This is a genomic window from Armatimonadota bacterium (assembly GCA_039679645.1).
Classification (GTDB): Bacteria; Armatimonadota; UBA5829; order UBA5829; family UBA5829; genus UBA5829.
Genome location: JBDKUO010000029.1, coordinates 24,987 through 42,369, shown reverse-complemented (window position 1 = coordinate 42,369; position 17,383 = coordinate 24,987). Strand labels below are relative to the sequence as shown.

Annotated in this window: 6 protein-coding genes; 4 read left to right on the top strand and 2 right to left on the bottom strand. The window is 51.2% G+C overall.

What is annotated here, in order from left to right; translation table 11 throughout:
* Positions 1-311: 311 nt before the first annotated feature.
* Together ABFD83_05820 and gyrA are read left to right on the top strand one after the other, a co-directional pair.
* On the top strand, positions 312-1,646 hold the full coding sequence (locus ABFD83_05820) for a hypothetical protein (protein ID MEN6356586.1): 1,335 nt from the start codon (positions 312-314) through the stop codon (positions 1,644-1,646).
* Positions 1,647-2,036: 390 nt separating this feature from the next.
* Positions 2,037-4,607, top strand: a complete 2,571-nt coding sequence (gene gyrA, locus ABFD83_05815; protein ID MEN6356585.1) for a DNA gyrase subunit A — start codon at positions 2,037-2,039, stop codon at positions 4,605-4,607.
* A gap of 67 nt (positions 4,608-4,674) precedes the next feature.
* Here the strand turns inward: gyrA and ABFD83_05810 are convergent, their stop codons facing one another.
* Both ABFD83_05810 and ABFD83_05805 read right to left on the bottom strand, forming a co-directional pair.
* A complete protein-coding gene (locus ABFD83_05810) occupies positions 4,675-6,192 on the bottom strand; it encodes an IS1182 family transposase (protein ID MEN6356584.1) in 1,518 nt (505 codons plus the stop codon).
* A 343-nt stretch (positions 6,193-6,535) separates the two neighbouring features.
* The gene (locus ABFD83_05805; GenBank protein ID MEN6356583.1) at positions 6,536-7,675 is read right to left on the bottom strand and encodes a PEP-CTERM sorting domain-containing protein; all 1,140 of its coding nucleotides are present in this window, start codon (positions 7,673-7,675) and stop codon (positions 6,536-6,538) included.
* A gap of 228 nt (positions 7,676-7,903) precedes the next feature.
* Between ABFD83_05805 and ABFD83_05800 the strand changes: the two genes are divergently transcribed.
* Positions 7,904-15,571 carry a hypothetical protein gene (locus ABFD83_05800; GenBank protein MEN6356582.1) on the top strand — a complete coding sequence of 2,556 codons (7,668 nt, stop codon included), beginning with the start codon at positions 7,904-7,906 and terminating at the stop codon, positions 15,569-15,571.
* A gap of 162 nt (positions 15,572-15,733) precedes the next feature.
* Positions 15,734-17,368, top strand: a complete 1,635-nt coding sequence (gene pilM / locus ABFD83_05795; GenBank protein ID MEN6356581.1) for a type IV pilus assembly protein PilM — start codon at positions 15,734-15,736, stop codon at positions 17,366-17,368.
* The last annotated feature ends 15 nt before the right edge of the window (positions 17,369-17,383 follow it).

The following is a 17,383-nucleotide window of genomic DNA, read 5'->3' as shown; positions in this document are numbered from 1 at the left end:
TTGATCATAAAAGTATAACATATCATCACGAAAACGCGAACCCCAATCAAGCGAGGTAAGAAAATGGCTGAGGGCGGAGAGTGGAGAGCAGAGAGCCCAGACTCCAAATACTCATTCTTAGCGGAGAGCCAAAAGGCATGCCTTGATTCCAATAAGTACGAGCCATATCGGGAGGGCGAACCTCCTGCTGAACCGAAAATTTCGGGCAAATGAGCATTCTCAAAGAGTGGGATACAAAAAGAGTATGAATTCGGGCGTCTGATATTTTGGAAATGACAATATTGATTGTTACAAAGGTGTGGAGGCATATCATGCGCATCAAGCAAACTGGCAAGATCAGTATCGGCTGGACGGTCGCACTTTCTCTGATAGGGCTTTTACTTTTGGCAGTTTTGATATTTGCGTTCAAGATAGCCGGGGCAGGGCAGCAGGTAAAGGCTGAATTAGCGGCGATTGCGGCAAAAGGCGAGCCTGTGGACGTATCCCAACTTGGCGGCTCTCCTGTTCCTGCCTCACAAAATGCAGCTAATGACTACGCCTCGGCATTTGCAATCCTTTCCGCTCCTAGTGCAGATGCATATAAGACGAAATATGAAAAACTGTTTGATTCAGCATCCAAACCGTTCACTCGATTGCAATGGGAAGAAACTGGCCAAGCGGCCAAGCATTTCGAGTCTGTTGTGCCGTTAGTTGAGCGAGCGATATCCAAACCGGTGTGCAAGTTTCCAGTCAATTGGTCGAGCGGGGTAGGGGCATTATTTCCTCATCTGGTTAGGCTCCGGGAGCTGAGCAGATATATGTCAGCACGTGCAGTTGTTGCGGCGCACAACGGTGAGGCAAAAGAGTGTGCTGAAGCGTTGAAGATGAGTATTTGTATATCAGACTCGATCCGCGATGAGCCGACGCTGATCGCGTTGCTTGTGCGCAACGCAATGTTGAGAATAAGCACCAGCGCACTGCGAAAAACGATGAATGAGATCACATTTAATGAATCTCAGGCAAAATCAATTGACAATGCTCTTGCCAAGATAGACCTGGCGTCGCATTCTACGTGTGTCATGATTGGCGAGAGAGCGATGGGCATCTGGTGTTTTGATCAGGTGCGTTCAGTGGGCTACCGCGGGCTCATGGGTTCGTCCGGTTCCGCATCGGCTGCAGGCAACAATGTGATGATGAAGACTTTCATTAACCAAGATGAATTATATTATCTGAGAATGATGAAGTCAGAGATAGAAAATGTTTCATTAACCTACAGAGAGGTTAAAGCAAGGCATATATCTCCTTCGTTTAATCCGCCGCATTATGCAGTGATGTCGGCGCTGCTCACACCTGTATATGGTCGTGTTCGTAAATTACGCGATGCAGCCACTGCCGACATATCATGTGCCCGTGTCTGTTTGGGACTGCAAGCTTATAAAAGCAGATTCGGCTCATATCCGGCCACGCTTAATGAATTACGTTCAAAACTCAAATGGCAACTGCCGATTGATCCGTTCAGCGGAAAGAACCTTGTCTATAAGCGCCAAGGCAAAGGTTTTTTTCTATATAGCCTTGGTCCGAACATGAGAGATGACGGCGGATGTCCTTGTCCCGCAAATTCTTCCGGTTCTACGACCGGTGACATTGTCTGGCAAATAGTGAAATGACGAATATCTCCGCGGTTGAAACTGCTGCCACGAATTGAGATCGGCGCGATATCCGGTCTCGACAGCTAAAAAACTCTGCGATTTCAAATCACAACTGCGCAGCCTTTCGGGTGCATTCCAAAGTAATGGTAATTTCAACATTATGCTGCGCGGAACGACGGTTATTACTTTTAATGGGTTATCACATACCTGAGTTCCCGCAGCTACAGCGCGCATTTACTGCGGGAATTGATGTTTATCCAAATTAATTGCGCTAGCGAAAGCTGCCATTCCCACAGAATACCTTGATTGTGGGATGCACCCGATTGCCCAGCCTTTCCTCTTCCTTGACCGGTAGTGCTCAAACCGATATAATTAAGGTATACAAATTGATCGGAAGAGGGCCTCATATTGAGCAACATTGCGCGGGAACTAATCCCTGTAAATATTGAAGACGAACTGAAGCGCTCCTATATGGATTATGCGATGAGCGTAATCATATCGAGAGCGCTTCCTGATGTAAGGGACGGCCTAAAGCCCGTCGAACGGCGGATCTTCGCTGCGCTAAACGATCTGCACCTCGGGCCATCGGCTCAGCACAGAAAGTCAGCCAAGCTTACCGGTGAGGTCATGGGTAATTACCATCCGCACGGCGATGTTGCCATATACATGACAATGGTCCGAATGGCGCAGGACTTCAACTCGCGCTATCCTATGATCGACGGTCAGGGTAATATGGGTTCGATTGACCCCGATCCTCCGGCGGCTATGCGATATACCGAGATGAGGATGTCGCCGTATGCAGTCGAACTGCTCGACGATCTCGAAAAAGATACTGTCGACTGGACAGACAATTACGACCAGACCCGCATGGAACCGATAGTCCTGCCCGGTAAGTTTCCGAATTTGCTGGCAAACGGCGCTCTGGGGATCGCGGTCGGTATGGCGACAAAGATTCCACCGCAAAATCTCACCGAAATATGCGATGGCCTGAGCTATCTGGCCGATAATCCTGATGCTAGCGTTGAGCAGCTCATGCAGTTTGTCAAAGGTCCGGACTTCCCTACATCCGGTCTGATCCTGGGCACCAAGGGTATCCGTAGCGCATATGAGACGGGCCGTGGTCAGATCGTTATGCAGGCCGAGACCAATATCGAGGTCCTGGAGGGCGGCAAGTCCGCGATTGTGGTCACTGAGCTGCCGTATCAGTGTTACAAGAAGCCTCTCATCGATAAAATAGCCCAGCTCGCGAAAGAGCGCAAGATCGACGGCGTCACCGACATATTCGACTACTCCGACCGCACTGGAATCCGAATCCAGATCGAGCTTAAGCGAGACGCGCATCCACGCAAGGTCCTAAACTTCCTTCTGAAGCACACCGACCTGCGCAAGACATTCGGTGTGATCATGCTTGCCCTTGTGGACAACACGCCGAGGATTCTTACTCTCAAGCAGGTGATGCAGCACTATATCGACCACCGCTACGACGTAATCGTCCGCCGCACTAAGTTCGACCTCAGGGCGGCTCTGCGCAGGGCGCATATTCTCGAGGGTTTGCGTATTGCGCTGGACCACATGGACGAGATCATTCGGATCATACGCGCTTCGGCAAACAGCGAGGTTGCGCGCATTCAGTTGATGAGCAAGTTCGGCCTCTCACAGATTCAGGCTGATGCAATTCTGAATATGATGCTCAGGCAGCTCACCGCTCTGGAGCGCGACAAGATCGAAGAAGAGTACAAAGACCTGCTCAAGAAAATCGCGGCTCTCGAAGATTTGCTCTCCGATCCGCAAAAGATTCTTGATGTGATCAAGGCCGATCTCAAATATCTTAAAGACAAATACGGCGACGCGCGTAAGACCCGCATAGTGGCGATGGAAGCCAACGAGATCGGCGATGAGGATGTCATTCCTGATGAGGAAACTATCATCACCATCACCCGCGACGGCTATATTAAGCGCGTCCCTATCGATACCTACCGTGCTCAGAAGCGGGGCGGCAAGGGCATAATCGGCGCAACTGCCAAAGAAGAGGACAAGATGGCCCATCTGTTTGTGGCCACTACGCATCATTACATCCTCTTCTTTACGGACCGAGGCCGGGTATATCGGCTCAAAGCCTATGAGATTCCGCAGACCTCGCGGCAGGCTATGGGCACGGCTATCATAAACCTGATATCAATAGAGCCTGGTGACAAGATCACAGCAACCATTGCGGTCCGCGACATGGAGCAGCAGGGCTATATGGTCATGGCAACTGAGATGGGTGAGGTCAAGAAGACCGATCTGGCTGAGTTCCACAACCTGCGATCTAATGGCCTGCGTGCGTTCGATATAGAAGAAGGCGATTCGCTGAAGTGGGTTGGCGTCTCCAACGGCGATAACGAAGTTGCGCTGGTCACTGCCGGGGGTATGTCCATTCGCTTCCACGAGAAAGACTTACGGAGCGCGGGACGTGCGGCAGGCGGCGTGAGAGGCATTAAGCTTGCGAGTGATGACAAGGTTGTCGGTATGACACTTGCTCGCGACGACTGCGAACTGCTGGTAGCTACCGAAAAGGGCTTCGGTAAGCGCACACCGCTGGATATGTATCGCAAGCAGACCAGGGGCGGCAAGGGCATCAAAACGATGAACCTGAGCGATAAAACAGGGCGAATCGTGGAGACCGCCGTGGTAGACAATACGGACAAAATCGTCATAATCACCACCCATGGAATCATGCTCAAAATAAGAGTGCAGGAAATTCGCTCATGCGGTCGCAGCACTCAGGGTGTCAAATTGATCAATCTCACTCATGGCGATACCGTGAGCAGTCTGGCGAGAATACCAAAAGCAGAGGCTCCTGAGGAAACGCTTAAGCCAAAGCTCAAGCCTAAGAAGTCGAAAGTCGACCTTGTAGATGATATGGAAATGGAAGAAGATGTCATCGAAGATGTTGATGATATCGAAGAGGAAGAGACCGAAGAGGAATCCGAAGAGTAATTGGTAGAATCAAGCCCCTGGGAAACTGGGGGCTTTTACAGTTGTTTCGGGAGACCCTGAAGCTGTCTCAGAATGCTTCGCTAAGATACGAAGAATTATTGAAACACATTCCAAGTTCCCCGATTCGGCGACAACACAAGTGTATAAATCTATCAATGCTGCTAAAACAGGCAACCAATGACGAAATTGCCGCCTTACCTATGCATTTTAATAGGTTGTGGACCAGAAATATCAGCGCCATCTCAGCAGTTGCGCCATTTACCCCGCGCAAAAGAAACTTCCTGAATCCTCTGTTGTGCTTTACCTGACCAAATACCGGCTCAATTATTTGTTTGCGCAGTCCGTAGAGGGTCTTACAACCAGGCCTGCTCATTTTCTCCCGCATCCGGTGGTAAAATCTTTCTTTACAGCTAATGGATACCCGACGACTTCCGCGACCCGATTTTACACACCGGTTTCTAAACGAACAACTTACACATCCGTGCGCACTATATAATCGATATCTGCCACTGCCACATTGATATTCACCTGCAAAGTTCAGTTCACGTCCCGCCGGACATATAAGCACATCACGCTCATCATCAGCAAGAAAACATTTGCTGTCGAAGAGATTATTTTTATCTGTCTTTCCTAGCTTTCTGCTTTGCGCTATAAGCGCGTCCTGACCCATATCTGCAAAAGCCAACAGAGTTTTCTCATCACAATAACCAGTGTCTGCCAAAGCCATCACAGCAGACATACCACAGTTCGTCTTCACCTCGGCCAACATCCCGGGCAACTGACCGTGATCATTCTCCGAGTTCGTTACTTGCATTCCCAATACTACTTGATGCTCACTGTCAACGGCTGCCTGAACGTTAAAAGCTGGTCTGAACCCATCCCTGGTCTTCATCAAGCGGCAATCCGTGTCAGAAGAAGATATGAGCTTGGAATTGCTCGCATTCAGCTTCTTTTTGAGTTCTTCTAAAGCTTCTTTACGCTTCTTCGCATCACGCAGATGCTCGGGAATCTTTCTGCCATTTTGTTCACCAAACTTGGCATCTTCATTTGCATCCACATCATCCGCTTCTTCCAAAATCTTGCGAGCTGCCTCAAGTTCCTTATCTATACGCTTCCGATCATAAAGTGACCTCTTAGAAGCGTTTGCTGACACCTTTGTGCCATCAAACGCAGCTATGTTCAGATTCAGCAGGCCTAAAGACTTACACAATCTTACACTGTCGGCGAATAGCCTGCTCAAAGACTCGAACTTCTCTTTTCGGAATCGCGCAATGGTATGGAAATCGGGCTTCAAACAACCAGCCAGCCACATATATCGAACATCACTTGCCAACAATTCTTCTATCTTCCGGCTGCTCCTTATTCCATTGGAATAGGCAAATACAAGAATCTTAGCCATAACCTTCGGCGGATAGGCCGGTGCTCCACGTTCCACATAGGTGTCCTCCAGAATCTTCCAGTCTAAACTATCCATTACCTCAGATAAAGCACGCACCTCATTATCTTCCGATATCATATCATCCAGACTTGGAGACATAAGCCATATCTGCTTCGGGTCCTGTGGCATTTCCTTGAATCGCGGCATTACATCAATCCTCCCATATAGGAGTTCGACAACTATACCGCAAATTCATGTCTCTTCGCTTATTCTTTTTGAGACAGCTTCTTCGTCCGCGAAGCATCCGAAAATTTTACCCTTCCATAATAACAGTACGACAACTTGGCCAAAATGTAGTTAACGGACCATGGTATTTTAGTTAAATGTTGTTCACGGGTTGTGAATGGGTTATGAGAATAGGTAGGTTGAAGCCCGGCGGGTGAATTCGCGGAGTGTCCCTTCGGATACATGTGGCGTCAGAATAAGTAGATAAAATAAATCCCCCGGACACCTGCCGAGGGATTTTAGTGTTTTTGTTAGTGCAATCTGCTTACGCGCCTTTTCTCTTTATGAGGAACCCAAATGCGCCCACTCCAAAGCTTGCTAGAGCCAAAAGGCTTGATGGCTCGGGCACTGGTGTCATTTCTGTCGTGAACGCTACAAGCCCTGATATATCGTCGCCCGTGCCCGTAGCCAGACTATTGGTCCATGAAGTTGCACCCACATATTCTCCCCCCGCGCTGCTGTACCACAGCAGGCTGCCGTCCGCGGACGCAGCGCATTGGAAGTCAACGCCCCCATCTGTCCCAAGGTCCTTGGTGGTCCAAGTAGTAATAGCGCCGTCAATAAGCATCGTCCTCCTGGCCTGCAGCGTTCCGCTTGTTGTGCGCCCTATCATTGCCAGGTAATCGATAGGCCCTGAGGTGTATGTAATGATGTCCGTGGGGACAAAACCTGCCAGTTGTGTCGGAGTATCGACAGTATTTGCCGAGATGCTGTATCTGCTCAAAGCGGCGCTGTTTGTGCCGACATTGTTATAGACTTCACTGACAACATACGCATAACCGCTTTTAGCGGCGACTGCCACCGGATATCGTGGGTAATTGGTGCCGCTCTGAAGCGATATTGTAGTTCCGACACTCCCGCCCGCAAGTGTTGTAATATTGCTTTGATCGTCAACATCATTCCTATGCTTGCTGATAATGACTGCGGAGTTATCTGATGTGGCAACATCCATCAGAGGCGCATAACCTGTGCCGATTGTGCGCACATGTGCCGTGTCCGACAGAGATGACATATATGCGTAAGCTGAGCTTGTGCTCGATCCGTCGGTTACATAGATTCCTCCATTGGAATCCACTGCGACTGAATTGGCATATGATATCCCGCTCATAGATATTGATGCCTCTTCTGTGACTCCACCGCCGGCGAGTGTAAACGCGCGCAGTGAGCTGCCGCCGCTGCCTACTTCTGTTACCAGTATCTTATTGCCGTATGTTGCAATCGAGCGTGCCCAACTGCTATCCCCAAGATCGAATATCTTTTTATAGGACATACTGGAGCCGCTCACTCTCACTTGATATAGCTTAGATGAGCTTACCGCGACAGCATACTGCGCAGCCACTGCTATGCCGCAGGTTGCGATCAGCAGTGTGGCAGCCAAAAATAGTCCGATTATTCTTTTTTTCATCAATATTGCTCCTGTCACGTGTTGTGCGCCATTCACATGTATAGTGTGCACAATCCGTGCCAATACTGTATTGATGAGTTATCCTGTTTCAAACTTCCAATTTCTTACTTCCAGCCTCTAACATGGTATAATGTGTGGCTGCCATATATGCCCGGTAACGGAACAATTGATATATAGGCTAAGTCGAAATAAGTGGAATTTCATAGGCAAGTGCATGTGGAGGGCCTGATGAAGGGAAGCAAAGCGCGTTTTCTTATCCCAATAGTTATCATAACAGTCTGGGTAGTCATTTTGGCGAGTACCGGACGTGCGGACACAGTGTCGGAACCATGGCCTGTGTGGCCTGAGTTCCATGCGGATATGATGCATATAGGCCGCAATCCTCACTCGAACGATCTGGAGAACCCCGCCTCGCTCGATGTGATCTGGGTCTTTCCGCGTCCCGATGCGAATTATGCCACTGAAGCGGATACCGCTATAGATGACGCTGCCCCGGAAAAGGGCGTCAGTTGGTTCAAGACGTACTATGGATTATGGAATGAGGCAACAGCCGAAGATGCATGGGATTACAGCTATGTATCGGACACAGCCGAAGATGATTACGCCGACAATACCGAAACATATAGTTACCATTATTTGGGCGCTGTCTCATCGAGTTCTACTGGTAAAACGGACGAAGCTATCTGGACATTCCCCTACGGTGATTCCAACAGACCGAGCGTGTCGCTCGGTTACTACTACGTATATGTGTGGGTCCCGACGGTCACCATCACTGATACTTTTACATTCACTAAAAACGCGATCTATACGGTCTACGACGACACCGGCAGCACCCAGGTCACTTTCGATCAGTCAGACGGCGGTTCCTGGCAGCTCTTGACCGATAAACAGTTTTCATTCAGAGATAAGACCAAGACCAGCAATTACAAAGTCGTTCTCTCAAACGTGACCGGCGATACCAGTGTCAGCGGCGTTCGTGTTGCAGCCGACGCGGTCAAGTTCGTCAGGGGCACCGGTATGGAGATATACTCTTCTCCGGTAAGCGCTACGGTTAAATATGACATGGTTCATGATCCCAGTAAGACCTATGACACTACTCAGCAGGGCTATAACGGCAAGTCTCCTGTGGTCTACATCGGCACTGTCGAGCAGCCGTTATCAAACTACAAAAATGCTCCCGAAACGGGGGCAGTGTATTGTGTAAACTCCGTAACACCCATCAACGATACGCTTGCCAATAACCCGCAATACAAGGAGCTTTCGGAGAGGCTCGGCACCGCTATCTGGCGCTATCCATCGCGTGTGCTTGCACCTGGTGAAGAAAAGCCTTCTTGGGAGCCTGATCGTGCTGATTTCAGTGTTCGCGATCCTCTCGAAGGCCCGGTAGAGGGCGGGTTTTATTCCACACCTACTTTGGCTCATGTGCTGATAGGTGACGAGCCCACCCTTGTGTGTTTTATGACGGGCTGCGACAGGCAGATCTACGCTTTGGATGCCACAACAGGTAAGCTTCTATGGAAGGGCCCCGGCCAGACTGTCGGTGAGCAATGCAGCATTGGTGGCGGATGGAAAGAAATTACCTGTCGAGATGATGCCTTCGGCGGCAACATTTGGTATGCCACTTCTTCCACTGCCACTACAAACTGGCCATTCTATGGTACTTTGGACTCTACAAGAGATGGCCGCGGCGACGGCTGGTCATACAGCGTATATGCCTGGATACCTCCGGTCGGTTATGGTGAAACTAAGGCCCGAGGCAAAGGCGAGTATTCCATTGATTACGAAAACAGCAGTGGTTCAACAACCACTGCTACAGTTACAATCGATCAGTCGGATCAGACGAACCAGGGCAAATGGGTCCAGCTCGGCTCGTCGTATTTCAATGTCACAAATGTCAAACTTGAACCGGTTTCTTCCGGCAGGACCGTGATTGCCGATGCAGTAATGGTCGTCCCCGACAGCATTGGCACATTCAGCTATTGCAGCCCTGTTGCCAATATCAAGAAGTCATTGGAAGACTATGACGACACTATGACTGATACGAAAGACATGATCGCCGATACAATCTATGCCGTCACAGAATCCGGACGGGTGTTGTCGTTCGATGCCGACGGAGGTTCCGACATAATTACAGCCAAGCTTTGCGAGGTAAACTGGGTCTATCCCAAGATTCGCAATAAGCGCCTGGTCAGCGGCTCGGACGATGCCGACGCGGATCCTTTAGGCTCGATAGGTGCCACTCCTACCTATTGGGATAAGAGCGCGCCATATCTGTATGTTGCGGCTCTCGATGGCCATATCTATTGCCTTGATGCAATGAACAACGCAATGGATGACATAGCCAGGACTAAATGGACGTTTTTCGACCAGGACAAATCCGGCACATCTTTCGGAGACTCAGTCAGCATGGGCGGGTTTACCTCGACCCCGACTATTGACGACGATAACGATCAGCTCCTTATAGGTTCTACAACGGGTTATTTTTACTGTATCAATGCGTTAAGCGGTCCTGATGCAGATGGTAAGCCTTTATGGAGATATCCTGATTACGGCAGCACCAAGACGCCTCTCGGCGCATTCAGGTATTCGACTACTGTTGTCGGCGATGCTTCGGACGGCCGGGCCGTTTCTACGATTATGCACCGGGCATGGATAGGCAGCACTGACGGTCACGTATACAGCTTCAATGCGGGGACTGATGCAGGCATTAGTGCGGACAATCGCCGTTTATATGTCGACTATCCCGATACAAACGATACAAGCAAGCGCAATGTTTATGGCGCCGATTATACCGAATTGCCATTGCTTTCACCTATTCAGGGTTCGGTCGCATTCGATGCCGCAGCTCCAAGCAGTGATCCCACCTATTACACAAGATCATCGGACGGTTCGAAAGTGCCTATAAACAACACGATGACTATGTATGCCGGTGATATGGAGGGCAAGCTTCACTGGCTCAGCGCCAACTCGGGCCGCAGCGACTGGCGCTATGATTCGGATAACCCGAATGCAACGCAGGCGCAGCTTTACATCGATAAAAATAATAAAAAGGGCAAGAACTACCAGTACATGCAGACAATGGGAGAGCTTTTTTCATCGCCCAACGTCACGCAGTTCAAGTATGAGACTTCAAGCAATCCCACAAGCTACGTCTATGTGGGTTGTTCGGATGGCCGCGTGTATGCCTTCTCCGATTACGGCGGCGCATGGGGCGGCAGTTGGGCAGGTGGAGACTACTGGCCGTTCCCTGATGATACTATTAAATCTGAGGGGGTGGAATCCGACCCTGAAGTCCAGTGTGAGATTTTCAACTCGGATTTCTTCCAGAACTCGGCAAACAAGAATCCTCAGACCAGTATCGCATCCGCCACTGCACCTGCTACGTACGATACTCCGAGCAACACATCTACTGCCTGGGTTGACTGGCCGACAAAAAAGTGGATGGTAAGCCCCGATATGAAATGGATTACAAATGTGCCGACGAGCACGGGCGCTGCTTTTGATGCGGATGTGGATGCAAAACTCCTCACGGCAGCGAAGGCGCAGCGTGTATATTACTTTGGCGACGAAGATATCCGGACCAAAGACAAACCGGTCTATTTCGAGTGGGGCGAAACGATAAATATCATATTATGGAACCTTCCCGCCAAGACGTATCTTAAAAGCAGAGGCTCTTCGGCATTCACGCTGTCCATGACAAACTCCAGCGGCGGCGCCAGCGCCGGCAGTATCAAGACCACAAAACATTTTACGGTGAAGGAATACAATGTTCTTGACGGCAGCGGCGGCGGCACTACGGCGCCTCTGCTAAAATATTCTAGTGGGACACCGGTCAAGCGCACCTACGCGTATCTCGACCTTAAGATTAACTACACAAAAGTGAACGGCGACGACCCGCCGAGTCCCGGTCCCGGATGGATACTTAAGGTTATGGTTACCAGCCGGGACAGCACCGCCAAAGGCGCAGCATTTACTACCAAGACCTATCCTATCGCACGCCTGATCGCAGGCACGCCTCCGAAGCCGTTTGTTGCGGACGAGGTCTTCCAGGAGCAGGACATCGGAGTCAACAATCCTCTTGCCATTATGGACGATCAGAGCACGCCTTTGTCAATTGCATGGCCGGACAAGAGCGGCACCACGACCGATTTTCGTACTACGAGCAATGCGGCCTGGTCCAATAGTGAACACAAGTCCAGATACGATCCTGAGGCGCATTTCAACGGCAATGCCACACTGGATACAACAGGTTCAACTGCCACATACACCTCCGGTGTATTGCCTGAGGTCAATCTGCAGGGAGTAAACCATGGCACGACTTCACGTCAGGCCAGGCTATGGGTAATGGACAGAAGCGCGACCGGAACTATTCAGAGCAAATCGGGCATTTGGAATGCTCTTCCCAACTTCAGGATCAATGCGGACCAGCTTGGCTGGAACGGCGGCATCGACGCGATTAGACCTTCAGGTGGAGTCAAATTTCCCTGGGAGTTCGGCATCGGCTCGGCTGATTATCCGAATATCTCAAAGCAGCATCAAAGCTATCAGAAGGCCCGCGACGGCGGCGACCCCGCAAACAACAACACCAGCCTGGCGGGTGTGTATGAAGCCAGCGGGATTGCGCCGCTTAGTTATGATGATTGCACCTTGCTGCCGGAGGCTGTGCTTGTATCTGTTGATGTGCCGCGTTTCCAGCCTGCCAATTCGATCTCGGGTTACAGCAAGCGTGTTGAGGCATACATAGATTCGAACGGCAAAGGAAGCTGGGACGACGGAAACGTGACCAACGGCAAACCCAGCACATATCAGGAGGCGTATCGCAGGTTCCGTGTCGGCGTCTTTGTTCCGCCCGATCCTAAGATAGAGGTAGAGCAGCAGACTATCGATATAGGCCGCGCGCCTCATGGCCTGGGTGTTGGGCTTACAAACGCACAGGCGTTCAGCGCGTACAATCCAAATCCCGATGTCTCGCAGTGGTTTAAGACGGTCACTATCAAGAACGCCGGCAATGTGAACATACCCGATATGTACATTGGCCGCCAGGTCCGCCTCTTTAGCGATCAGTCAGGCTCCGTTTCTCCGGTGCCCTATGGCTGCATCACAAGCTCTCTTGACTTGAGCGGTCCCAGTGCATTTGATGTCTTCAGAAAGGACCCGTTCATTACGACAGACTCAAGTAGTGTTAATATGGCCGGTCCGGTCCTTGGCTATACGCTCACCAAATCGGTAGTCGGCGATCCTGATCCGAGCATAATGACAATACCCGATAAGCGCAAATGGGATATGAACTACTATGACAAAAATACTTCGCTTTACACCAAAGATTACACCAAAGGTGTGTTGACATCTCTCAACAAGACATTCGGTACGAGTCTCGACACCGATGAGCCTCTGCCGGTGAAAGTGAGTTTGGAGGTTCCTCTGACTCAGCCGATAGGCGCGTATCACAGTTATGACACTGCATACGGCCTGCCGTACGTGCCTGTGTTCGCCGACCGTAACCGCAACGGGTATCTTGATCCTGTGGCCGAGCCTGTAGCCGAGACCAGCTTCCAACTCAATGCAAGCGTGCGTGAAAACCAGCTTACGGGCGGTGTCACAACACTTACACTGCCGCAGATCGATAGCGACTCGACCCCCAGGATAGGCGACTCGACTCCAGCCGCATTCAGGGACCCGGCATCGGGCAATGTCTATCTCTTCTGGTCCAGCAACAGGATGTTCGACAGCAGTCTATATCCCGACTGGTCCAGCACTACTGATCCTAAACGCACGGACTTTGCCAATGCTCCGTGGTTTATCGATCGTGCGAAGTTGAGCTGGGATAGCGGAAAATGGCAATCGGCTCAGACAACGCCAAAAAATCAGTGGTGGAAGGTGCCAACGAGTGACTCGGACGCCACACTGCCTCCCAAGAGCAAACAGTGGCCTGTCGATATGTCTACGCCAATGATGTGGACACTTGATGGCAGCGCGACCGATTTCTATTCAGTGCGTCATCATTCGCCTGTTATAACCAGCAAGCTCACGTCAAACTCGGTTACCGGTTACGACAGTTCCGGGTCAAGCTCATCCGGCAGCTCAAGTTCCGGTTGGCCCACATGGCTGGTCTGGGCGGGAGACGCTGATGTGGAAAGCAGCGCCAATAAAGTTACACAGGATCATCTGATCTTCTATACAAATGTGACCGGAGGAGATGTCACTTCCAGTGACACCACGATAAACTATATCAAGCATGATCCCAGCATGATCAAGCGTTCACCGAGCATGGCTGTTTATAATGACCGTGCTTGGTTGTTCTGGCAGGGCGGCAGTAACGGAAAGCTATCGCTCATGTATTCGACCAACGACACCGGCGGACTCTCGATGGATGGGTGGACGGATGACAGCATGCTCGCCGTTCCGAGTTGTTTATCTTCAATGAGTTCGCCAAACTGCATATTCCGCCGGTTTTGGGGAGACCTGAATACGAGCCCGAACTATTCCGGCTGCAAGCAGCTTCTGGATATCGTATACGCCGGAACAAACAAATTCAGCCAGAACTCCGATATTCTGCTTGGCCGCTATATTGCAGCAAATCAGATTGACATTAACAACCAGACTGATGCAACTGTTAAGGAAGCGTTGGAAAATGCGCTCCCGAGTAAAGTTGCCCAGCCTATGCCCAGAGTCTTCAACGAGCAGCTCAGGCGCGATCCCAAGTATGGTTTCTATCTCTCGCAGCACCTGGCGTGGGTAAAGCCGTCTCCGGAGTCGCCCGTTACGGACAGTTGGGGCACAGATGCATACTACGGCTCGACACCGGAAGTGCCGTATATACACGTAGTCTTTCCTGAAAAGTATGTCCTGAAGCTGCCGAGCGGCGATGTCACGGTCGGTTCGGGCGGCGCGGTCGTCAGCGCCACAGACGGCTCTGTGAAAATTAACGGCACCGAGGTTGCTCCACAGGCGCTGGTCCCGACCTATGACGAAGCGACCGGTATTTATACCTATGAATATCCCAGCGCCATCACAACGGCTATTCTGGGCAAGATGCTGGTCGATTTCTCAGGAGGCGTAGTCCGGTTCACTCAGCCATTGACAGAGGTCAAAGCCGGCGATAGCTTCATTACGCCGGAGGTCCGGGCGGATTATACTCCTCAGACCTGGCGGCTGACTACGGATGAAGCCGTTGATAACAGCCCCAGGGCGTTTATCGAACGCACGAATATGAACACTACGATCAATCCCGGTATGGGAGATTTCAGCGGTTCGAGCGCGCCGGTAGACAGACTGTGGGTGTTCTGGCGCAAGGCGGGAACGGGCGTCAAGACCAGCACGATATACTACAAGACCTATCGTGTCGGAGTCGACCTTACAAAGCTCATTGATCCCGCGACAGGCGAGAGCTATCCGCCGATCCCTATGGTCACACAGCGCAATGTTTTGGGAACTGCTGTCGGTAGTGTCAACCCTTCCGCAAGCCTGAGCGTGGGCAATAACAGGGGTCCTTGGGAGGTAAACCGAGCCGGAACCAAGATTTATTTCAGCGAGGTTGACGAGCGTTATGAGTCACTGAAAAGAATGAGCGGCACGTTGTTTGATACACCCCCGCCGGATATCACGATCACCTATACTCCCAGTGCATCCAGCGGGACAGGCTCGCAGATAACCGTGACCCCAAAAGATGTATACTGGATCGAGGAGACACCTGAGCAATCGCTTTTTGGCTTTTCCGCAGACGGCAATGTCAACGAAGACAGCATATATGCGTTTGCAGACCCAGTATATTCCAACTCAAGTGGAACTTTAGTGCCCGCTATTTCTTCAAAGATATGGGTGTTCTGGACGAGCACCCGCAGCGGCACCTCGGATTTGTTCTGGGAGACCGTGAGTCCGAGCTTTGCCGCCGATTAAGTCCGGCTTGTAATACCTATGGCCCCGTGCATATGCATGGGGCCGGAGGTTTGTTTATCATATTTATGGCGACCGGCCGAAGCGTTAGTTTGTTGACATTCTGCTGGGTTTGATGCTACGATATTCCTCGTGCATGTTGTTAATGGAGATTAGGAATTATATATGAGTCCGTCACCCAAATCCGCGCCTTCCGCAGTTGTGGGCCTGGACATCGGCACTGATACCATCAAAGTTGCCGAGGCCAAGAAAACCAAGGACGGCATAACCATAACCGGTCTGGGCGTTGCCCCCCTTCCCGAAGGTGTGGTGGAAAACGAAGTAATTGTCGATTCCAAGGCTCTGGGCAGCGCTGTCAAGGCTCTGCTTGCGGAGAGCGGAATAAAGACGAAAAAGAGCGTCAGTTCAGTGGCGGGACAGTCACGGGTTGTCGTGCGTGTGATCGATGTTCCCAAGATGAGCGGTAAAGAACTGGCTGAGACGGTCAAGTGGGAAGTCGAAAGGCATGTCCCGTTTCCTCCGAATGAGATCGTGATGGACTTTCAACCTGTCGAGCGACCCAGTGCGGACCCGAATGCGCAAAACATGGAGGTCCTGCTTGCGGTTGCGCAGCAGGAGCTTATAGACAGTCATGTTCAAACGCTCATGGCAGCCGGACTCAAGCCCATGGCGATAGATATAGAGTCTCTCGCGGCAAGCCGGGCGCTTGTGGAGACCTCCACCAACGGCGCTAAGAACGAAGTCGTAGCTATTGTCAACATAGGCGCGCATAACACCGACCTTGGCATCTTCGAGAACGGCATTCTTACTTTTCCAAGTCCTCCGCTCGGTATTGCGGGCATGACATTCACCCAGGAGATTGCCGAGGCGTTGGGTCAAAGTCTTGACCAGGCCGAGATCACGAAGAAGGAATACGCCGCTGTGGACCTGGACGGTTTTGCGGACAGCGCAGCCGATGATCGGAGCGGGTTTAGTTTTGGTTCTGAGCCGACTTCCTTCGGGACTTCCGTCGGCCCGGATAACGCAGCCGGTGGTCTATCGTTTGATATGGACGAGCCGGGTTCCGCTCCTGCGGCGGGCGATGCCGGCACCGAAACGGTGCAGCCCGGAAGTTTCGCAAATACTATAGACGGCCCGGATTTCGGTTCAGATGATCCGCTGGGTGGGATAACATTTGGTTCACCCGAGCCTGCTGCTTCAAAGCCCGCGTTTGATCTTGGCGGCGAGTCGACTCAAAATGGTCCGGCGTTTGATTTTGGGTCGGACGAACCTGAAGACGAAGGACAGGCGTTTGATCTTGGCGGCGGCGAGACTGCCAATGAACAGATAAAGCCGTCATTTGACCTCGATGACCAGGACGACACACCGTCCATGGAACCTGAAAAAGTGGACCCGAATTTTGATCTGAGTGATACCAGTCAAAATGCCGATCCTGGTGAAGAGGCCGTGGTTCCTGTTCATGCGCCCAGCTCACCGCAGCCCGGGTCGATGGAGAGTAATGTTTTCAAGGCGATCTCAGGCGTGCTGACGGACCTTGCCGTAGAGCTGCGCCGTTCGCTTGATTATTACGGCACCAAGTACGCAAATCCTCCGCAGCGGATATACCTTTGTGGTGGGACTGCCAAAATGCCGAACCTGGACAAGTTTCTGAGCAGAGAACTCGGAGTTCCATGCGAAGTGGCTGATCCGATGAAAGACCTGCGGGTAAATGTGCCCGCGGCTTCACCACAATACCTAAAGGATATCTCGCCGGTCTTTTCCGTATGTATAGGCTTGGCGATTAGAGATATGATCGGCTAGATTGAGCTGATCGAT

Bases quoted from the DNA above. Each gene is read 5' to 3' on its own strand.
- ABFD83_05810 (MEN6356584.1), bottom strand. From the start codon at position 6,192: ATGCCGCGATTCAAGGAAATGCCACAGGACCCGAAGCAGATATGGCTT.
- pilM (MEN6356581.1), top strand. From the start codon at position 15,734: ATGAGTCCGTCACCCAAATCCGCGCCTTCCGCAGTTGTGGGCCTGGAC.
- ABFD83_05820 (MEN6356586.1), top strand. From the start codon at position 312: ATGCGCATCAAGCAAACTGGCAAGATCAGTATCGGCTGGACGGTCGCA.
- ABFD83_05805 (MEN6356583.1), bottom strand. From the start codon at position 7,675: ATGAAAAAAAGAATAATCGGACTATTTTTGGCTGCCACACTGCTGATC.
- ABFD83_05800 (MEN6356582.1), top strand. From the start codon at position 7,904: ATGAAGGGAAGCAAAGCGCGTTTTCTTATCCCAATAGTTATCATAACA.